General features: G+C 72.1%; 11 protein-coding genes. 2 read left to right on the forward strand and 9 right to left on the reverse strand.

The annotated features are described in order from the left end of the window. Positions 1-47: 47 nt before the first annotated feature. The gene (locus RM446_RS08075) at positions 48-3,071 is read right to left on the reverse strand and encodes an FAD-binding and (Fe-S)-binding domain-containing protein (RefSeq protein ID WP_311544548.1); all 3,024 of its coding nucleotides are present in this window, start codon (positions 3,069-3,071) and stop codon (positions 48-50) included. A gap of 95 nt (positions 3,072-3,166) precedes the next feature. On the opposite strand from RM446_RS08075, the gene RM446_RS08080 reads away from it, so the two are divergent. Then, positions 3,167-3,676 (forward strand): pyridoxamine 5'-phosphate oxidase family protein, encoded by a 510-nt coding sequence (locus tag RM446_RS08080; RefSeq protein ID WP_311544549.1) that lies wholly within the window; start codon positions 3,167-3,169, stop codon positions 3,674-3,676. A gap of 109 nt (positions 3,677-3,785) precedes the next feature. Here the strand turns inward: RM446_RS08080 and RM446_RS08085 are convergent, their stop codons facing one another. Further along, on the reverse strand, positions 3,786-5,159 hold the full coding sequence (locus RM446_RS08085) for a glycoside hydrolase family 18 protein (protein WP_311544551.1): 1,374 nt from the start codon (positions 5,157-5,159) through the stop codon (positions 3,786-3,788). Between the two features lie 133 nt (positions 5,160-5,292). Then, a complete protein-coding gene (locus RM446_RS08090) occupies positions 5,293-5,913 on the reverse strand; it encodes a TetR/AcrR family transcriptional regulator (RefSeq protein WP_311544552.1) in 621 nt (206 codons plus the stop codon). A 96-nt stretch (positions 5,914-6,009) separates the two neighbouring features. Between RM446_RS08090 and RM446_RS08095 the strand changes: the two genes are divergently transcribed. Further along, on the forward strand, positions 6,010-7,068 hold the full coding sequence (locus RM446_RS08095) for an aldo/keto reductase (RefSeq protein WP_311544553.1): 1,059 nt from the start codon (positions 6,010-6,012) through the stop codon (positions 7,066-7,068). Positions 7,069-7,108: 40 nt separating this feature from the next. On the opposite strand, the gene rpoD is transcribed toward RM446_RS08095, so the two are convergent. From rpoD to arfA, 6 genes are all read right to left on the reverse strand, one after another. Continuing rightward, positions 7,109-8,236: an RNA polymerase sigma factor RpoD gene (gene rpoD / locus RM446_RS08100; RefSeq protein ID WP_311544554.1), complete on the reverse strand. Its 1,128-nt coding sequence runs from the start codon at positions 8,234-8,236 to the stop codon at positions 7,109-7,111. A gap of 86 nt (positions 8,237-8,322) precedes the next feature. Then, on the reverse strand, positions 8,323-10,212 hold the full coding sequence (dnaG, locus tag RM446_RS08105) for a DNA primase (protein WP_311544555.1): 1,890 nt from the start codon (positions 10,210-10,212) through the stop codon (positions 8,323-8,325). Between the two features lie 113 nt (positions 10,213-10,325). Next, positions 10,326-11,636 (reverse strand): multiple monosaccharide ABC transporter permease, encoded by a 1,311-nt coding sequence (gene mmsB / locus RM446_RS08110; protein WP_311544556.1) that lies wholly within the window; start codon positions 11,634-11,636, stop codon positions 10,326-10,328. Between the two features lie 6 nt (positions 11,637-11,642). After that, positions 11,643-13,172, reverse strand: coding sequence for a multiple monosaccharide ABC transporter ATP-binding protein (gene mmsA, locus RM446_RS08115; RefSeq protein WP_311544557.1), 1,530 nt, complete (start codon positions 13,170-13,172; stop codon positions 11,643-11,645). A 13-nt stretch (positions 13,173-13,185) separates the two neighbouring features. Then, positions 13,186-14,280: a multiple monosaccharide ABC transporter substrate-binding protein gene (chvE, locus tag RM446_RS08120; protein WP_311544558.1), complete on the reverse strand. Its 1,095-nt coding sequence runs from the start codon at positions 14,278-14,280 to the stop codon at positions 13,186-13,188. Positions 14,281-14,333: 53 nt separating this feature from the next. Then, positions 14,334-15,848, reverse strand: a complete 1,515-nt coding sequence (arfA, locus tag RM446_RS08125) for an arabinosylfuranosidase ArfA (protein ID WP_311544559.1) — start codon at positions 15,846-15,848, stop codon at positions 14,334-14,336. Positions 15,849-16,223: the final 375 nt, after the last annotated feature.

Below are 16,223 nucleotides of genomic sequence, written 5' to 3' on the forward strand. Positions count from 1 at the left end.
GCCGGGACGGTGCCCGGCCCCGGTCCGCGGCCACCCTGCGGCCGCGCCTACCGCTCCGGCTCCCCCCGCTCGGCCTCTTTCCGGGCCAGGCCGTCGGCCAGGACCTCCGCCAGGTGGCGTGCCGGGCGGCCGGCCTCCTGGTCGATCTGGGTGCGGCAACTGAAGCCGTCCGCCAGGACCAGGGTCTCCGGATCGGCCTCGCGCACCGCCGGAAGCAGCACGCGCTCGCCCACGGCCTTGGACACCTCGTAGTGCCCGTCCTCGAAGCCGAAGTTTCCGGCCAGACCGCAGCACCCCGACTCCAGCACGTCGCCGTCGATCCCGGCGCGCTCCATCAGCTTGCGGTCGGCGTCGAAGCCGATGACCGCGTGCTGGTGGCAGTGCACCTGGCTGATCGCGCGGGCGTCGACGCGCGGCGGCTCCCAGTCGGGGGCGTAGGCGGCGAGGAACTCCGAGAGCGTGTACACCGACGCGGCGACTTGCTCGCTGGCCGGCCCCGGCAGCAGCTCCTGCAGGTCCGAACGCAGCGCCGCGGTGCAGCTGGGCTCCAGCCCGACGACCGGCAGCCCCGCCTCCACATGCGGGGCGAGGGCGCGCAGCGCCCGGCGCATCACCTGCCGGGCGACGCCCAGCTGTCCGGTGGAGACCCAGGTCAGGCCGCAGCACACCTGCCCCTCGGGCAGCACCACGCGGAATCCGGCGTCCTCCAGCACCCGCACCGCCGCCGCGGGCACCTGCGGGGTCAGGTAGTTGCCGAAGGTGTCGGGCCACAGAACCACCGTTCCGCGCTCCCGGCGGCCCGCGGCACCGCCGTCCTCCCCTGCGCCCGTCGCGGCGCCGCCGCGACGGGCGAGGACGCCGCCGAGGAGCCCAGCGCCGCGCCGGGAAGTGCCTCCCGCGCCCGCCGCGCGCCGCGAGCGGCGGCGGAACCACCGGGTGAAGGTCGTCCGCGCGAACTCGGGGATGCTGCGCTGCGGCGCGATGCCGCCGATCCGCTTCATCGCCTCGCTGAGCACGCGCGCGCCGCCCGCCCGGTTGACCTCCGCCGGGGCCACCGCCGCCAGGCGCGCCCACACCGGCAGCCACCCCATCGAGTAGTGCGACGCCGGCCGCACGCGCCCCCGGTAGTGGTGGTGCAGGAACTCGGCCTTGTAGGCGGCCATGTCCACGTTCACCGGGCAGTCGCTGCGGCAGCCCTTGCACGACAGGCACAGGTCCAGGCTGTCGCGCACCTCCTCCGAGGCCCAGCCGTCGGTGATCACCTCGCCGTTGACCATCTCGAACAGCGCCCGGGCGCGCCCGCGCGTGGAGTCCTTCTCGTTGCGGGTCACCATGTAGCTGGGGCACATCACGCCCGGCCCCTCGTGGCGCCGGCACTTGCCCACGCCCACGCAGCGGCGCATGGCGCGCGCGAAGTCGCCCTGGTCCTCGGGGTAGTCGAGCACGGTCAGCGGGCCGCTGGTCACGGCGGCCTGGCGCAGGTCGGCGTCCATCGGCAGCGGGTCGACGATGATGCCCGGGTTCATCCGGTTGCGCGGGTCCCACAGCGACTTGAACTCGCTGAACGCGCGCACGACCCGCTCGCTGTACATCCGCGGCAGCAGCTCGGAACGGGCCTGGCCGTCGCCGTGCTCGCCGGAGACCGACCCGCCGTGCTCGGCGACGAGGTCGGCGGCGTCCTCCATGAACGAGCGGAACCTGCCGCGCCCCTGAGCGTCGCCCAGGCCGAAGTCCACGCGCACGTGCAGGCATCCCTCGCCGAAGTGGCCGTAGACCACGCCCTGGTAGCCGTGGTCCGCCATCAGCCGGTCGTAGGAGCGCAGGTAGGAGCCCAGGCGCTCAGGCGGGACGGCGGCGTCCTCCCAGCCCGGCCAGGCCTCGGTGCCGTCGGGCGCGCGGGTCGCCAGGCCGGAGCCCTCCTCGCGGATGCGCCACAGCGCCCGCGCGTGGGCGGGGTCGACCACCAGCGCCGAGTCCAGCGGCCGCGCGGCGCCCGAAAGCGACCGCAGCATCGCCTTGCCGCGCTCCTCGGCCTCGGCGCGGTCGGCGCCGCCGACCTCGACCATCAGCCACGCCGCTCCGGACGGCAGCTCGGTGCGCCCGCGGCCCGGTTGCCGTACGCGCGAGACCAGCTGCTCGTTGAGCCCTTCGACGGTGAGCGGGCCGTGCTGGAGCAGCTCGGGTACCGCGTCCGCGGCCGCAGGGGCGTCGGGGTAGCCCAGCACGGCCAGGATGCGCGACGGCGGCGACTCCACCAGCCGCACCGTCGCCCCGAGCACCGTCACGCAGGTGCCCTCGGTGCCGACGAGAGAGCGGGCGATGTGGCCGCCGTTCTCCGGCAGCAGCCGGTCCAGCGAGTATCCCGACACGCGCCGCGACAGCTGGGGCATACCGGTGCGCAGGTCGCCCATGTAGGTGTTGACCAGGTCGCGCAGCGCCGCGTAGATCCGCCCCTCGCGGGCGGGCAGGGCGGCCAGCCGGTCGAGCTCGTCGCGCCCGGTCGCCCCGACGGTCATCCTGGTGCCGTCGTGCAGCAGCACGTCCAGCGACTCGACGTTGTCGGCGGTGGTCCCCCAGGCGACCGAGTGGGAGCCGCAGGAGTTGTTGCCGATCATCCCGCCGAGCGTGCACCGGCTGTGGGTGGAGGGGTCGGGGCCGAAGGTGAGCCCGTGCGGCGCCGCGGCGGCGCGCAGGTCGTCCAGGACGACGCCGGGCTGGACGCGGGCGGTGCGGCGCGCCGGGTCGACCTCCTCGATCGCGGTGAGGTGGCGCGAGGTGTCGATCACCAGCCCCTCGCCGATGGAGTTGCCGGCGATGCTGGTCCCCCCGCCGCGCGGGGTCAGCGGCACCCCGTAGGCGTCGCACGCGGCGACGGCGGCGGCGACGTCGTCGACCGTGCGCGGCACCACCACGCCGAGGGGTACGTGCCGGTAGTTGGAGGCGTCCTGGGTGTAGAGCGCCCTGGCTCCGGAGTCGAACGCGACGTTCCCGGAGACGTCGCGGCGCAGGGCGCGGCGGAAGCCTTCGAGATCGATGTCGGGCAGGGCAGTCGGGGAGGTCGTGTCGGGCATGATCCCAGCGTGGCGCGGGTCGCGTGGTGAGACAACCGGGACGCGGCCGCGATTCCTGACGGTAGGCGACAGCTTTCGGGGAGATGCTGGCCCGCATGGATGAGTTCCCGGCGCACGCGCCCTCCGCCGCTCGCACCGCACTGCCCGTCGCCTGGGCGGATTTCTCCGCCGCCGAACCCGCCTTCGCGGCCGAGGTCGGCTCGGTGTTCGGCGCAGCGAAGCACCACGTCCTGGCGACGCTGCGCGCGGACGGTTCGCCGCGCGTAAGCGGCACCGAGGTGGACCTGGGCGAGCAGGAGTTGCTGATGGGCTCGATGCTCGGCGCCCGCAAGGCGCAGGACCTGCAGCGCGACGGCCGCCTGGCGCTGCACGCCGCGCCCGGACCGATGGACGCCGGCGACGCCAAGATCGCCGGCGTCGCGGTGGAGGTGACGGACCTGGAGGAAGCGCGCGCCCTGCTCACCGACCCCGGCTCCGAACCGGGGGCGTTCCACCTGTTCCGTGTCCTGGTCGGCGAGGCCGTCCTGACCTCGGTGACCGGAGACCGGCTGCGCATCCGCCACTGGCGGCCGGGACGCGGCCTCGCCGACGACTACCGCGACTGAGGCCCCCGCCAGCCCGCCCCCAGAGCCCGAACCCCGTTGATCTTGTAGCCATCGTGAAGGCAATCGATTGCCGTTTGCGATGGCTACAAGATCGACGGTGATGTGCCGGCTACCCGGGCGTGTCCGGTTCGCCGCCCGGTTCGAGGCTCCGGTCCATCGCGCGCACGAGCTCGCCTTCGGGGTCCATGTCCAGGTTCCACAGCATGAGCCCGCCGAGGCCGCGTTCGCGGACGTAGGCGCCCTTGACGGCCACGGTCGCGGGTGTGTCGTAGGACCACCACTCGCCGCCGTCGACCAGCCAGTACGCGCCGTTGACGGGGTCGAGGAAGCGCCGCCCGCCGCGCCGCTGCAGTTCGGCGTAAGAGGCGGCGTCCTCGCCGTACTCGCCCGACGCCGGAGCTTCGGCGGTCTCGCCGCGGCCGAACGAGGGGCCCCGGGGCACGCCGCGCCAGCCGCGGCCGAAGCCGGGAAAGCCCACCACGAGCTTCTCGGCGGGCAGGCCGTGGCTCAGATAGCCCTGGACGGCGCTGTGCACGCTCTCCGCGGGCGCGGCGGCCTCGCCCGCGTGAAGCTGGGCGTGGTGGCCGGTCACGTCGCTCCAGGGCCCGGTGAGGTCGTAGCCCTGAACCGTTGCGACGTCCAGCGGTTCGAAGGCCTCCGCCTCGTAGCCCGCCTCCATCCGCTCGGTGTCGCCGGGCAGCGATGCCGACAGCGTGTACTCCCGGCCGGTCTCGCGCTCCAGGGCGTCGAGCTGGCGCCGGAACTCGCGCACGAGGAGGGTGAAGTTCCGCCGGTCCTCGGGGTGCTCGACGTTGTCGGCGTGCCCGTCGCCGCCGGGCCACTCCCAGTCCAGGTCGACGCCGTCGAAGACGCCGGCCGCCGCGCCCCGGCCGCCCTGCGGCTCGCCGTCGCGCACGGGAAGGTCGCCGCGCAGCCACAGGTCCAGGCAGGAGGAGACGAACTCCTCGCGGGAGCGCTCGGTACGCGCCGCCGTGGAGAAGTGGATGGAGGTGTTCCAGCCGCCCAGCGAGATGCTGGCGCCGAGGCCCGGGTGCTGCTCCCGCAGCTTGCGCAGCTGGTTGAGGCCCCCGGCGAGCCGCTGCTCGTAGGAGTCCGCCCGCCCGTCGACGCTGCCGGCGGCGTCGTAGCGCCGCTGGTACAGCAGCCAGTCCGCGTCATGGGGGACGTGGCAGCGGCCCTGCTCGTCGATCTCACCGAAGGCCCACATCAGCCGGGTGAGCCGGGCCGCCGCGCCGCTGTCGGCGACGTCGGCGATGCTGTAGCCGCGGGCGGCGGTGTTCCAGTCGGCGAAATAGGCGATGCGGTGCACGGTGCTCGGTCCGCTCCTGAGGACGTCGACGGCGGCCAGGGCGCCCGCCGCGAGCACGGCGGACAGCGCCGCTGCCCCCGCGCCCAGCAGCAGACGGCCGGTAGGGGTGCGCGGCGCGCGCGACCGCCGCCTCCGCGCACTCGCCTGGCACATCACACCCGCCAACGTAGCCGCTTCGGCGCCCCCTCGGCAGGCCGATTCCGGCCGCGCGGGGCCGCGGCCCCGGCGTCGGCAGCACTCCCGCTCCCGGCCCTATGCGCCGAACCCCGCACCGCCCCCGGCCGCCTCAGTCTCCGCTCCGGACGTGGAGTCCCGCTCGCGCCGCGGCCGCCGCGGCGGCTGCGGCGCGGTCGGCTGCCGCAGCGTCGAGGGCGCCGCCGGTGCACAGCAGGCTGTAGTACAGCGGCGCGGACACGGCCCGGACCACCTCGTGCGGGTCGGTCCCCGGAGGGAGTTCGCCGCGGTCGACGGCCTGCTCCACGCACGGCGCCCACTCGCCGACGCGTGTGGCATAGAAGGCGTGCAGGGCCCGGGCCGTCGCCGCGTCGCAGGTCGCCGCGGCGATCACGGCCTTGAACAGGGCGCCCTGCCGCGCATCGGCCAGCGTCTCCTGCACGAGGCGTGCGTTGGCGGTCAGGTCGCCGAGCAGCGAGCCGGTCTCCGTGCGGGGCAGCGACTGGTCGGCCATGTCCCTCAGGAGGTCGGCGACCAGGATGGGGACGGTTCCCCAGCGCCGGTAGACGGTGGTCTTGCCCACCTGCGCGCGGCGGGCCACGTCGCCGAGGTCCAAGGCGTCCATCCCGTGCTCAGCCAGAGCGTCTCCCGCAGCACGCAGCACGGCGTCCCTGACCCGCGCCGTGCGCCCGCCCGGGCGCGTGTGCCCCGGCTCCACCCCGCCAAGCGCCATAACGAAACTCCAGTTTCATTAGTCGTCCGACTTCTGCTAGGTTTCCATACTAACGGAACAACAGTACCGTTAACTTGCGGCCCGGAAGGAATACCTATGGAGTACCGCCAACTCGGCGCATCAGGACTGCGCGTTCCCGCATTGAGCTTCGGCGCCGGCACGTTCGGCGGCCGCGGACCGCTCTTCGGCGCCTGGGGCGACACCGGCGCCGCCGAGGCCCGCCGCCTGGTGGACATCTGCCTCGAAGCCGGGGCCACCCTCTTCGACACCGCCGACGTCTACTCCGACGGCGCCTCGGAGGAGGTGCTGGGCGCGGCGGTCCGCGGCCGCCGGGACGAGGTGCTCCTGTCCACCAAGACCAGCCTGCCCATGGGAGAGGGGCCCGGCGACGCGGGCTCGTCGCGCTCGCGGCTGATCCGGGCCTGCGAAGCCTCGCTGCGCCGCCTCGGCACCGACTACATCGACCTGTTCCAGATGCACGCCTTCGACGCCGCCACCCCGGTAGAGGAGGTGCTGAGCGCTCTGGACGACCTGGTCCGGTCCGGCAAGGTGCGCTACGTCGGCGCCTCCAACTTCTCCGGCTGGCAGCTGATGAAGTCGCTCGCGATCGCCGACGACCGCGGCCGCCCGCGCTACGTTGCCCACGAGGTCTACTACTCGCTGGTCGGCCGCGACTACGAGTGGGAGCTGATGCCCCTCGGTCTCGACCAGGGGGTCGGCGCGATGGTGTGGAGCCCTCTGGGGTGGGGGCGCCTCACCGGGAGCGTCCGCCGCAGCAGCCCTCTGCCGGAGGGCAGCCGCCTGCACCGGACCGCGGAGTTCGGTCCCCCGGTGGACGACGAGCGGCTCTACCGGATCGTGGACGTCCTCGACGAGATCGCGGAGGAGGCCGGCGCGTCCGTTCCGCAAGTCGCGCTCAACTGGCTGCTCGGGCGGCCCACGGTCTCCTCGGTCATCGTCGGCGCACGCAACGAGGCGCAGCTTCGGGACAACCTCGGCGCGGTCGGCTGGACGCTCACCGCCGAACAGGAGGCGCGGCTCGACGCCGCAAGTGCGCGAACCGCGCCCTATCCCTACTACCCCTACGAGCGCCAAGAGGCCTTCGCCCGCCTCAACCCCTCGCCGGTGGGCGTGCGGCTCGGGGCGTCGACGTGACCCGGCCCTGGACCGGGCCCGGGGTCCGCGCCCCGGACCGCTAGGACTCCAGGAAGTCGCGCAGGGTCTGGGCCAGCGACGGGTGGCGCAGCTTGGCCAGGGTCTTGGCCTCGATCTGGCGGATGCGCTCCCGGGTGACCCCGAACTCCCGGCCGACCTCCTCCAGCGTGTGCTGGTGCCCGTCGCGCAAGCCGAAGCGCAGCTGGATGATGCGCTGCTCGCGGTCGCTGAGGCCGCCGAGCAGCGCCACCAGCCGGTCCTGCAGCATGGTGAACGCGGCGGCGTCGGCGGGCACGACGGCGTCGGTGTCCTCGATGAAGTCGCCGAAGTCGGAGTCCTCCTCGCCGATGGGAGCCTGCAGCGACACGGGTTCCTGGGCGATGCGCTGGATCTCCTGCACCCGGTCGTCGCCGAACCCGAGCTCGCCCGAGATCTCGACGGGGGTGGGCTCGCGGCCCAGTTCCTGGTGCAGCTGGCGCTGCACCCGCAGGAGCCGGTTGATGGTCTCGACCATGTGCACCGGGATGCGGATGGTGCGCGCCTGGTCGGCGATGGCCCGGGTGATGGCCTGCCGGATCCACCAGGTGGCATAGGTCGAGAACTTGAACCCTTTGGTGTAGTCGAACTTCTCGACCGCGCGGATCAGACCGAGATTGCCCTCCTGCACCAGGTCCAGCAGCAGCAGGCCGCGGCCCAGGTAGCGCTTGGCGATGGAGACCACCAGGCGCAGGTTGGCCTCGATGAGCCGCGCCTTGGCGCGCTCGCCCTCGCCGGCGACGATTTCGAGGTCCAGAGCGTCGTCGGGCCCCGTGCGGGGTCCGGGCCGGCGCAGCTTCTCGGCGGCGAAGAGGCCGGCTTCGATGGATTTCGCAAGGTCTACTTCTTCTTCTGCCGTGAGCAGCGGAACCCGCCCGATCTCACGCAGGTAGATGCGCACGAGGTCGCCGGCTGGTGCTCTGCGCCCGAGGTCGGAGGCCGGGGCGGGGTCGTCCTCTGCCGCGGGGTCGACGACGTCGACCCCCTGCTGGGCAAGACCGCGCACCACCTGGTCAAGCGACTCGGGAGGGGCGTCGAGACGGTCCAGGACGGCGGCGACGTCGGCCACGGTCACCGTCTCCCCGGAGCCCGCGCCCGCGACCAGTTGCGCCACCTGGGTGATCGGTGGCATTTCGCCGGGCAGCACCGTTAGAGCCACTCTTACAGTGTGCCCGACCGGGGCCCTGAATGGTGAGGACTATTTTTGTCACCTGGGTGCTACGTGGCACCTGCCGACCGCTCGCGCATCAGGCGCCGCTCCTGCTCAACGGCCATCAGCTCGGTGAATACCCGCTGGTACTCCTCGGCCTGGGCGGAGGGGTCCAGCCGCCCCAGACGCGATTTCAGGTTTGCAACTCGGCGATTGATGGAATGAATCTTGATTGTGCCTAGGATTTCCTGGGCGTAATGCTCGTCGAGTTCTCCGTAGACCTCCATCGGCTCGACCGCCAGCCGCGTGACGAACGCCCGCTGCGCCTCGTCGGAGGCGGCGTCGCACAGCCCGGCCGCCCACTGCCGGGGCTCGCCCGCCGCGGCGACACCGCCCCGGGAGTCGATCAGCTCGCAGACGGCGCGATGCTGGGGCACGCTGAACGACTCGGCGTCCAACTCGTCGAACTCGGCGGCCAGCGAGGGGTACTGCACGGCGATCTTCAGCGCCTGGCGCTCGCGCTGCAGCGAGGGGTCGCGCAGGTCGTAGGGCGCGGACTCGGCGGCTCCCGGCGGCGCTTGGGGCGCGGGGCGCCGCGCCGAGCCGCCGCCCGGGCGGCCGCGGCGGGCCGCCACATGCTGGTCCACCCGCCGCTGCACGAACGCCTCGTCCATGATGCCCAGCCAGTGGTCCAGGTTGACGCCGTAGAGCTTGCGCACGCCCTCGTGGCGGATGCTGGCCACGATCTCGGCTGCGGCGTCGAGGCCGGCCATGCGCCCTTCGGCGGTGTCGAGGTCGTACTGCTCGATGACCGTGCGGATCATGAACTCGTACAGCGGCTTGCGGTCGGCGACGAGGTCGCGCACCGCGGCGTCGCCCTGGCGCTGGCGAAGGTCGCAGGGGTCGAGGCCGTCGGGCTGGACGGCCACGAAGGTCTCGGAGGCGAACCCGTGCTCCTCGGCGAAGGCCCGCACCGCGGCCTTGCGGCCGGCGGCGTCGCCGTCGAAGGTGAACACGACCTCGCCGCCCTGGTTGGAGCGGCCCAGCAGCATGCGGCGCAGCACCTTGAGATGGTCCTCGCCGAAGGAGGTCCCGCAGGTGGCCACGGCGGTGGTGACCCCGGCCAGATGGCAGGCCATGACGTCGGTGTAGCCCTCGACGATCACGGCCTTGCGGTCGCGGGAGATCTCGCGCTTGGCGAGGTCGAGGCCGTAGAGCAGATGGCCCTTCTTGAAGATCGGGGTCTCGGGCGTATTGAGGTACTTGGGACCGTCGTCGCCGGGGTCGAGCTTGCGGGCGCCGAAGCCCACGATCTCGCCGGTGACCTCGCGGACCGGCCACACCAGCCGGTTGCGGAACTTGTCGTAGGCGCCTCGGCGGCCCTGGCCGGCCAGGCCCGCGGTGATGATCTCCTGGTCGGTGAAGCCCTTGTCGCGCAGGTGGGCGGTGAGCGCCTCCCAGCCGCCGGGCGCATAGCCCACACCGAAGTACTCGGCGTCGGCGCGGCCGAACCCGCGCTCGCCGAGGAAGCGGCGGCCCTCCTGGGCGGCGGGGGCCAGCAACCGGTCGGCGTAGAAGCGCTGGGCCTCGCGGTGGGCCTCGATGAGCCGCTGGCGCTGGCCCTGGTCGTTGCTGCGGGAGGTGTATCCGCCCTGTTCGTAGCGGAGCCGGATGCCGCTCTGCTGGGCCAGCGACTCCACGGCCTCGACGAAGCTGAGGCTCTCGATCTGCTGGATGAAGCGGATGACGTCGCCGCCCTCGCCGCACCCGAAGCAGTAGTAGAGGCCGCGGGCGGGGGTGACGTTGAAGGAGGGCGACTTCTCGTCATGGAAGGGGCACAGCCCCTTCAGCGAGCCGCCGCCCGCATTGCGCAACTGCAGGTACTCCCCCACCACGTCGGCGATGGGCGTGCGCTCGCGCACAAGTGCGACGTCTTCGTCTCTGATCCTGCCGGCCACGGTCCCCAGCGTAGTTCGTGGAACCGATGCCTCCGACCCCCGATACCGGGCTGTGGACGCCGGGGGCGGGCCGGGGCGCGCGGCGCGGCGGTGCCCCGCCGCGCGCCCCCGGCTCACCGCGGCGGTGCCGGAGCGGCCGCCTCGGCGGAGCCCTCCTTGTGCTTCCGGGAAGCGGAGTCCTCCGCCTGTTCCGGCGGCAGCGGCCCGGATCCCGAGCCCTTCCTGCCGGCGGTCCCGCCGGCGCGCCCGTACCCGACCCGCTGCTTGTTGTAGATGTCGAACGCCACGGCCGCGAGCAGCACCAGGCCCTTGATGGCCTGCTGCCAGTCCACACCCAGCCCGATGATGGACATGCCGTTGTTCATCACGCCCATGACCAGCGCGCCGACCACGGCGCCGATCACGGTGCCCACACCGCCAGAGGCCGAGGCCCCGCCGATGAACGCCGCAGCGATCGCGTCCAGCTCGAACATCTCGCCGGCGCCCGGGGTGGCGGCGTTGAGCCGCGCGGTGAAGACCAGGCCCGCCAGTGCCGAGAGCACGCCCATGTTGACGAACACCCAGAACGTGGTGCGCTTGGTCTTCACACCGGAGAGGCGGGCGGCCTTCTCGCTGCCGCCCACGGCGTAGATGCGCCGGCCCGCGGTGGTCGACTTCATCAGGAAGGAGTAGCCCACGATGAGGACGAGCAGCAGCAGCCCCACGATCGGGATCCCGTTGTAGTCGGCCAGGGCGTAGGAGAACAGCATCACCACGGCCACGGTCGCCGCCGCCTTGGCCGCGGTCAGCGCGGCCGAGGAGGCGGGCAGGCCGTGCGCCAGGTTGCGTGCGCGCACCCGCCACTGGACCCAGACGAGGGCGGCCGACCCGGCGGCGCCCAGCGCGAGCGTCAGCAGGTGCGGCCCCTCGGTGAATCCGGGAACGAACCCGCTGGCCCACATGCGCACCGACTGCGGGAGCGGGCCGATCGAGCGCCCGCCCAGCACGATCAGGGTGGCGCCGCGGAAGATGAGCATCCCGGCGAGGGTGACGATGAACGCCGGGATGCGCACGTAGGCGATCCAGAACCCCTGCCAGGCGCCGATCAGGCCGCCCATGGCCAGCGCGAGCGGTACGACCACCAGCGGCGGCAGCCCCCAGCCGGTCATGAGCACGGTCGACGCCGCACCCGTGAACGCCACCACCGAGCCCACCGACAGGTCGATGTGGCCGGTGATGATGACCAGCATCATCCCCACGGCCAGGATCAGCACGTAGGAGTTCTGCATGATCACGTTGGTGATGTTCAGCGGCCGCAGGAGCAGGCCGCCGGTGAGGATCTGGAACAGCACGACGATGACCGCCAGCGCGATCACCATGCCGTACTGCCGCGCGTTGTTGCGCACCAGGTCGCGCAGTGTGCGCAGAAGTGGTGTTGATTGCATGGCCAGTCACGCCTTCGTCGTGGTCATCAGCTTCATCAGGGTCTCCTGGTCGGCCTTGTCGCGCGGCACCTCCCCGGTGATCCGCCCCTCGCACATGGCGTAGACGCGGTCGCACATGCCCAGCAGCTCGGGCAGTTCCGAGGAGATGAGCAGCACGCACGCGCCCTCGGCGGCCAGACGCTGCACGATCACGTAGATCTCGTACTTGGCGCCGACGTCGATGCCGCGCGTGGGCTCGTCCAGGATCAGCAGGTCGGGCTCGGCGAACATCCACTTGCCCAGCACGACCTTCTGCTGGTTGCCGCCGCTGAGATCGCCGGTCGTCTGGAAGACGCCGTTGCTCTTGACCCGCATCCCCGCCCGCATCTCCTCGGCCGCGACGGCTTCGCGGGCGGGGTCGATGACCGCGCGCCTGCTGACGCGGTGCAGCCCGGCCAGGGTCAGGTTGCGCCGGATGTCGTCGTCCAGGATCAGCCCGAGCTCCTTGCGGTCCTCGGGCACGTAGGCGATCCCCGCGGCGATGGCGTCGCCGACGTCGCGCAGATGCACGGGCTTGCCGTCCTTGTAGACGGTGCCGTCCACGTAGCGCCCGTAGGACCGCCCGAACACGCTCATCGCCAACTCGGTGCGGCCGGCGCCCATCAGCCCGGCCAGGCCCACGATCTCGCCGCGCCGGATTTCCAGCCCGGCGCCGTCGACCACCCGCCTGCCCACCTGGGTGGGGTGGTCGACGGTCCAGTCGCGCACCTCGAAGCGCACCTCGCCGATGTCGGCGGCGCGCTCGGGGTAGCGCTCGTCCAGGTCCCGGCCGACCATCCCGCGGATGATGCGGTCCTCCTCCACGCGGCCCGCGGAGGTCGAGAGCGTCTCGATGGCCTTTCCGTCGCGCAGCACGGTCACCGAGTCGGCGACCCGGGTGACCTCGCCGAGCTTGTGGGAGATCAGGATCGAGGTGATCCCCTGCTCCTTGAGCTCCAGCAGGAGCCCCAGCAGGTTGTCGCTCTCGGCCTCGTTCAGCGCCGAGGTCGGCTCGTCCAGGATGAGCAGCCGCACGCGCTTGGACAGCGCCTTGGCGATCTCGACGAGCTGCTGGCGGCCCACGCTGAGCGCCGAAACCGGCGCCGTCGGGTCCTCGTCCAGGCCGACGCGTCGGAGCACCTCGCGCGCCATCGAGGCCGTGCGGCCCCAGTCGATGAAACCGGGGCCGCGCGTGCGCTCGTTGCCGAGGTAGATGTTCTCGGCCACCGACAGCTGCGGGACCAGCGCCAACTCCTGGTGGATGATGGCGATCCCGGCCTTCTCGCTGTCGCTGATGCCGTTGAACGAGCACTCCTCGCCGTCCAGCAGGATCTCGCCGGAGTAGTCGCCGTGCGGGTAGACGCCGCTGAGCACCTTCATCAGGGTCGACTTGCCGGCGCCGTTCTCGCCCATGAGGGCGTGGATCTCGCCGTGTTCGACCGCCAGCTCGACGTTGTCCAGCGCGACGACACCGGGGAACTCCTTGGTGATGCCGCGCATCCGCAGCAGGATGCTCATTTCCGGCACCGCCTCACGAGAGCTCCGACTTTTCGTAGTAGCCGCTGTCGATGAGGGCCTCCTCGTAGTTGTCCTCGTCGACCGAGACGGGCTCCAGCAGGTGGGCGGGCACGACCTTCTTGCCGTTGTCGTAGCTCTCGGTGTCGTTGACCTTCGGCTTCTCGCCGTTGAGAACCGCGTCGGTCATGTTGACGGCCACCTCGGCGAGCTTGCGGGTGTCCTTGAAGACCGTCTGGGTCTGCTCGCCGGCGATGATCGACTTGACGGAGGCCAGTTCGGCGTCCTGGCCGGTGATCACCGGCAGGGGCCGGTCCTCGCTGCCGTAGCCCACGGCCTTCAGCGAGGAGATGACGCCGATGCTGATGCCGTCGTAGGGCGACAGGACCGCGTCGAGCTGCTTGTTGGAGTAGTGCGAGCTGAGCAGGTTGTCCATGCGCGACTGGGCCTTGGCGCCGCTCCAGCGCATGGTGGCGATCTGGTCCATCTCGGTCTGGCCGCTGCGGACCTCCAGCTTTCCCTCGTCGATGTAGGGCTGGAGCACCGACATGGCGCCGTCGTAGAAGAAGTAGGCGTTGTTGTCGTCGGGCGAGCCGCCGAACAGCTCGATGTTGAAGGGGCCCTCCTCGTTCTTCAGGTCGAGGGACTCCTCGATGTAGGAGGCCTGCAGCACTCCCACCTGGAAGTTGTCGAAGGTCGCGTAGTAGTCGACGTGCTCGCTGCCGTTGATCAGGCGGTCATAGGAGATGACCGGGATGTCGTTGTCGGCGGCCATCTGCAGCACGTCGGTGAGCGCCTCGCCGTCGATGGCGGCGATGACCAGGGCGTCCACGCCGCGGGTGATCATGTTCTCGATCTGGGAGACCTGGTCCTCGACCACGTCCTCGGCGTACTGCAGGTCGGTGCCGTAGCCGGCTTCCTTGAACAGCCGGACCATGTTCTTACCGTCGGCGACCCAGCGGTCGGACGACTTGGTCGGCATCGCGATCCCGACGGTGCCGTTCTCTCCTGACTGCTGGGCGGCGTCTCCGACGCCGCCGCAGGCGGTCAGCACAAGCGCCATGACCGCGGCCAGGGCCGCGGACAGGATGGCGGAGGGGGTCCGCTTCATCGTGTGCTCCTCATGATGGGGGTTGGGGGGTTCTGTGCGGGTGCGGGCGGCGCTCAAGCGCGCGGGAGGGCGAGCTTGAGAACCGTCCACGAGACCGGCGGGAGGACGGCGCTGAGGCGGCCGTCCTCCAGTCGGACGTCTTCGTTCTCGCGCGGCACGACGCGGTCGGGCCGCTCGCGGGTGTTGGCGGCGTAGACGTCGTCGTCGTGCAGCGTCAGGCACGAGGCGACGCCCTCGGCGTCCAGGCCGCGCAGGTCCACGTCGACGGAGACGTGATCGTCCGTGGCGCGGTTGACCAGGAAGACGGCGGCTTCGCCCTTGTCGGGGTCGTGGGTGGCGACCGCGTCGACGAGCGGGACCTCGCCGTAGCGGGCGGTCTCGCGCACCGGGCTCTGCGGCTCCACCCGCAGCACGGTGCCGGACGCGTTGGCCGCGGTCAGCGCGAACGGGTGGAAGGTGGTCTGGCGCCAGGCGGGCCCGCCGGGCTCGGTCATGATCGGCGCGATGACGTTGACGAGCTGGGCGAGGCTCGCCGCGGTGACGCGGTCGCTGTGGCGCAGCAGCGAGATGAGCAGGCTGCCGAAGACCACGGCGTCGGCGACGTGGTAGCGGTCCTCGATGACGCGGGGCGCGACCGGCCAATCGGTGCCCGGGTCCGTGGCGTGGTGCCGCCTGCGGTACCACACGTTCCACTCGTCGAACGAGAGCTGGATCCGCTTCTTGGCGCCCAGTTTGGCGCGCACGGCGTCGGCGGTGGCGACCACGGACTCGATGAAGTGGTCCATCTCGGCGCCGGAGGCCAGAAAGCCGGCCAGGTCGCCGTCGTGCTCCTCGTAGTAGGAGTGCAGGGAGATGTAGTCGACGTGGTCGTAGGTCTGCTCCAGCACCTCGGCCTCCCATGCGCCGAAGGTCGCCATCTCCGGACCCGAGGATCCGCAGGCCACCAGCTCCAAGCCCGGGTCGCTCATCCGCATGGCGCGCGCGACCTCGGCCGCCAGCCGGCCGTACTCGTGCGCGGTCTTGTGGCCGATCTGCCAGGGGCCGTCCATCTCGTTGCCCAGGCACCACATGCGGATGCCGTGCGGCCGGGGGCTGCCGTTGGCCACGCGCCGGTCCGACAGCTCCGTTCCGCCGGGGTGGTTGGCGTACTCAAGCAGGTCGACGGCCTCCTGGAGGCCGCGGGTGCCCAGGTTGACGGCCATCATCGGCTCGATGCCCAGCCGGCGGGTCCAGGTCATGAACTCGTCCAGGCCGAACTGGTTGGTCTCGGTGGAGTGCCAGGCCAGCTCGCGCCGCAACGGTCGCTGGTCCTTGGGACCGACGCCGTCCTCCCAGCGGTAGCCGGAGACGAAGTTGCCGCCGGGGTAGCGCACGGTGGTGACGCCCAGCTCGCGGACGAGGTCGGCCACGTCGGTGCGGAAGCCGTCGGCGTCGGCGGTGGGGTGGCCGGGCTCGTAGATCCCGGTGTAGACGCAGCGGCCCATGTGCTCGACGAACGAGCCGAAGGTGCGGCGGTGCACGGGCGCGACGCGGAAGGCGGGGTCGATGGTCATCGACGCGTGCAGCATTCGCGGTTCTCCCCCCAGGGTCCGGGGCGCTGTGTCGGAGGCGGGCGGGTGGCGGTTCGGGGCTTCAGAGTTCGCGGGCCGCGGTCGGACCGCCGGCCAGGAACGCGCGCCGCCCCAGGTCGGGGGCCGGCCCGGGGCCGGTGGTGTCTCGTCTGCGCATGGCGACTCCTCTGCTCTCGCTGCGCTGGTGCGGCCGTCCCCCGAGAGACCGCTGGACTTGTCCGGGGGTGCGGCGGTGCGCCGCACCTGCGGGCCGCCGCGAGGCGAGCGGGGCCGCCTGCGGTAGGCCTTCGCGCGAGGCTCCGCGCGCTGCGGGTGTGCTTTCGGTGCCGGTGCTGTACGTGCTGTCGACAGGAGCGGGTGTGCGGGTCGGGC

The sequence above is a fragment of the Streptomonospora wellingtoniae genome, assembly GCF_031845375.1.
Taxonomy (GTDB): Bacteria; Actinomycetota; Actinomycetes; order Streptosporangiales; family Streptosporangiaceae; genus Streptomonospora; species Streptomonospora wellingtoniae.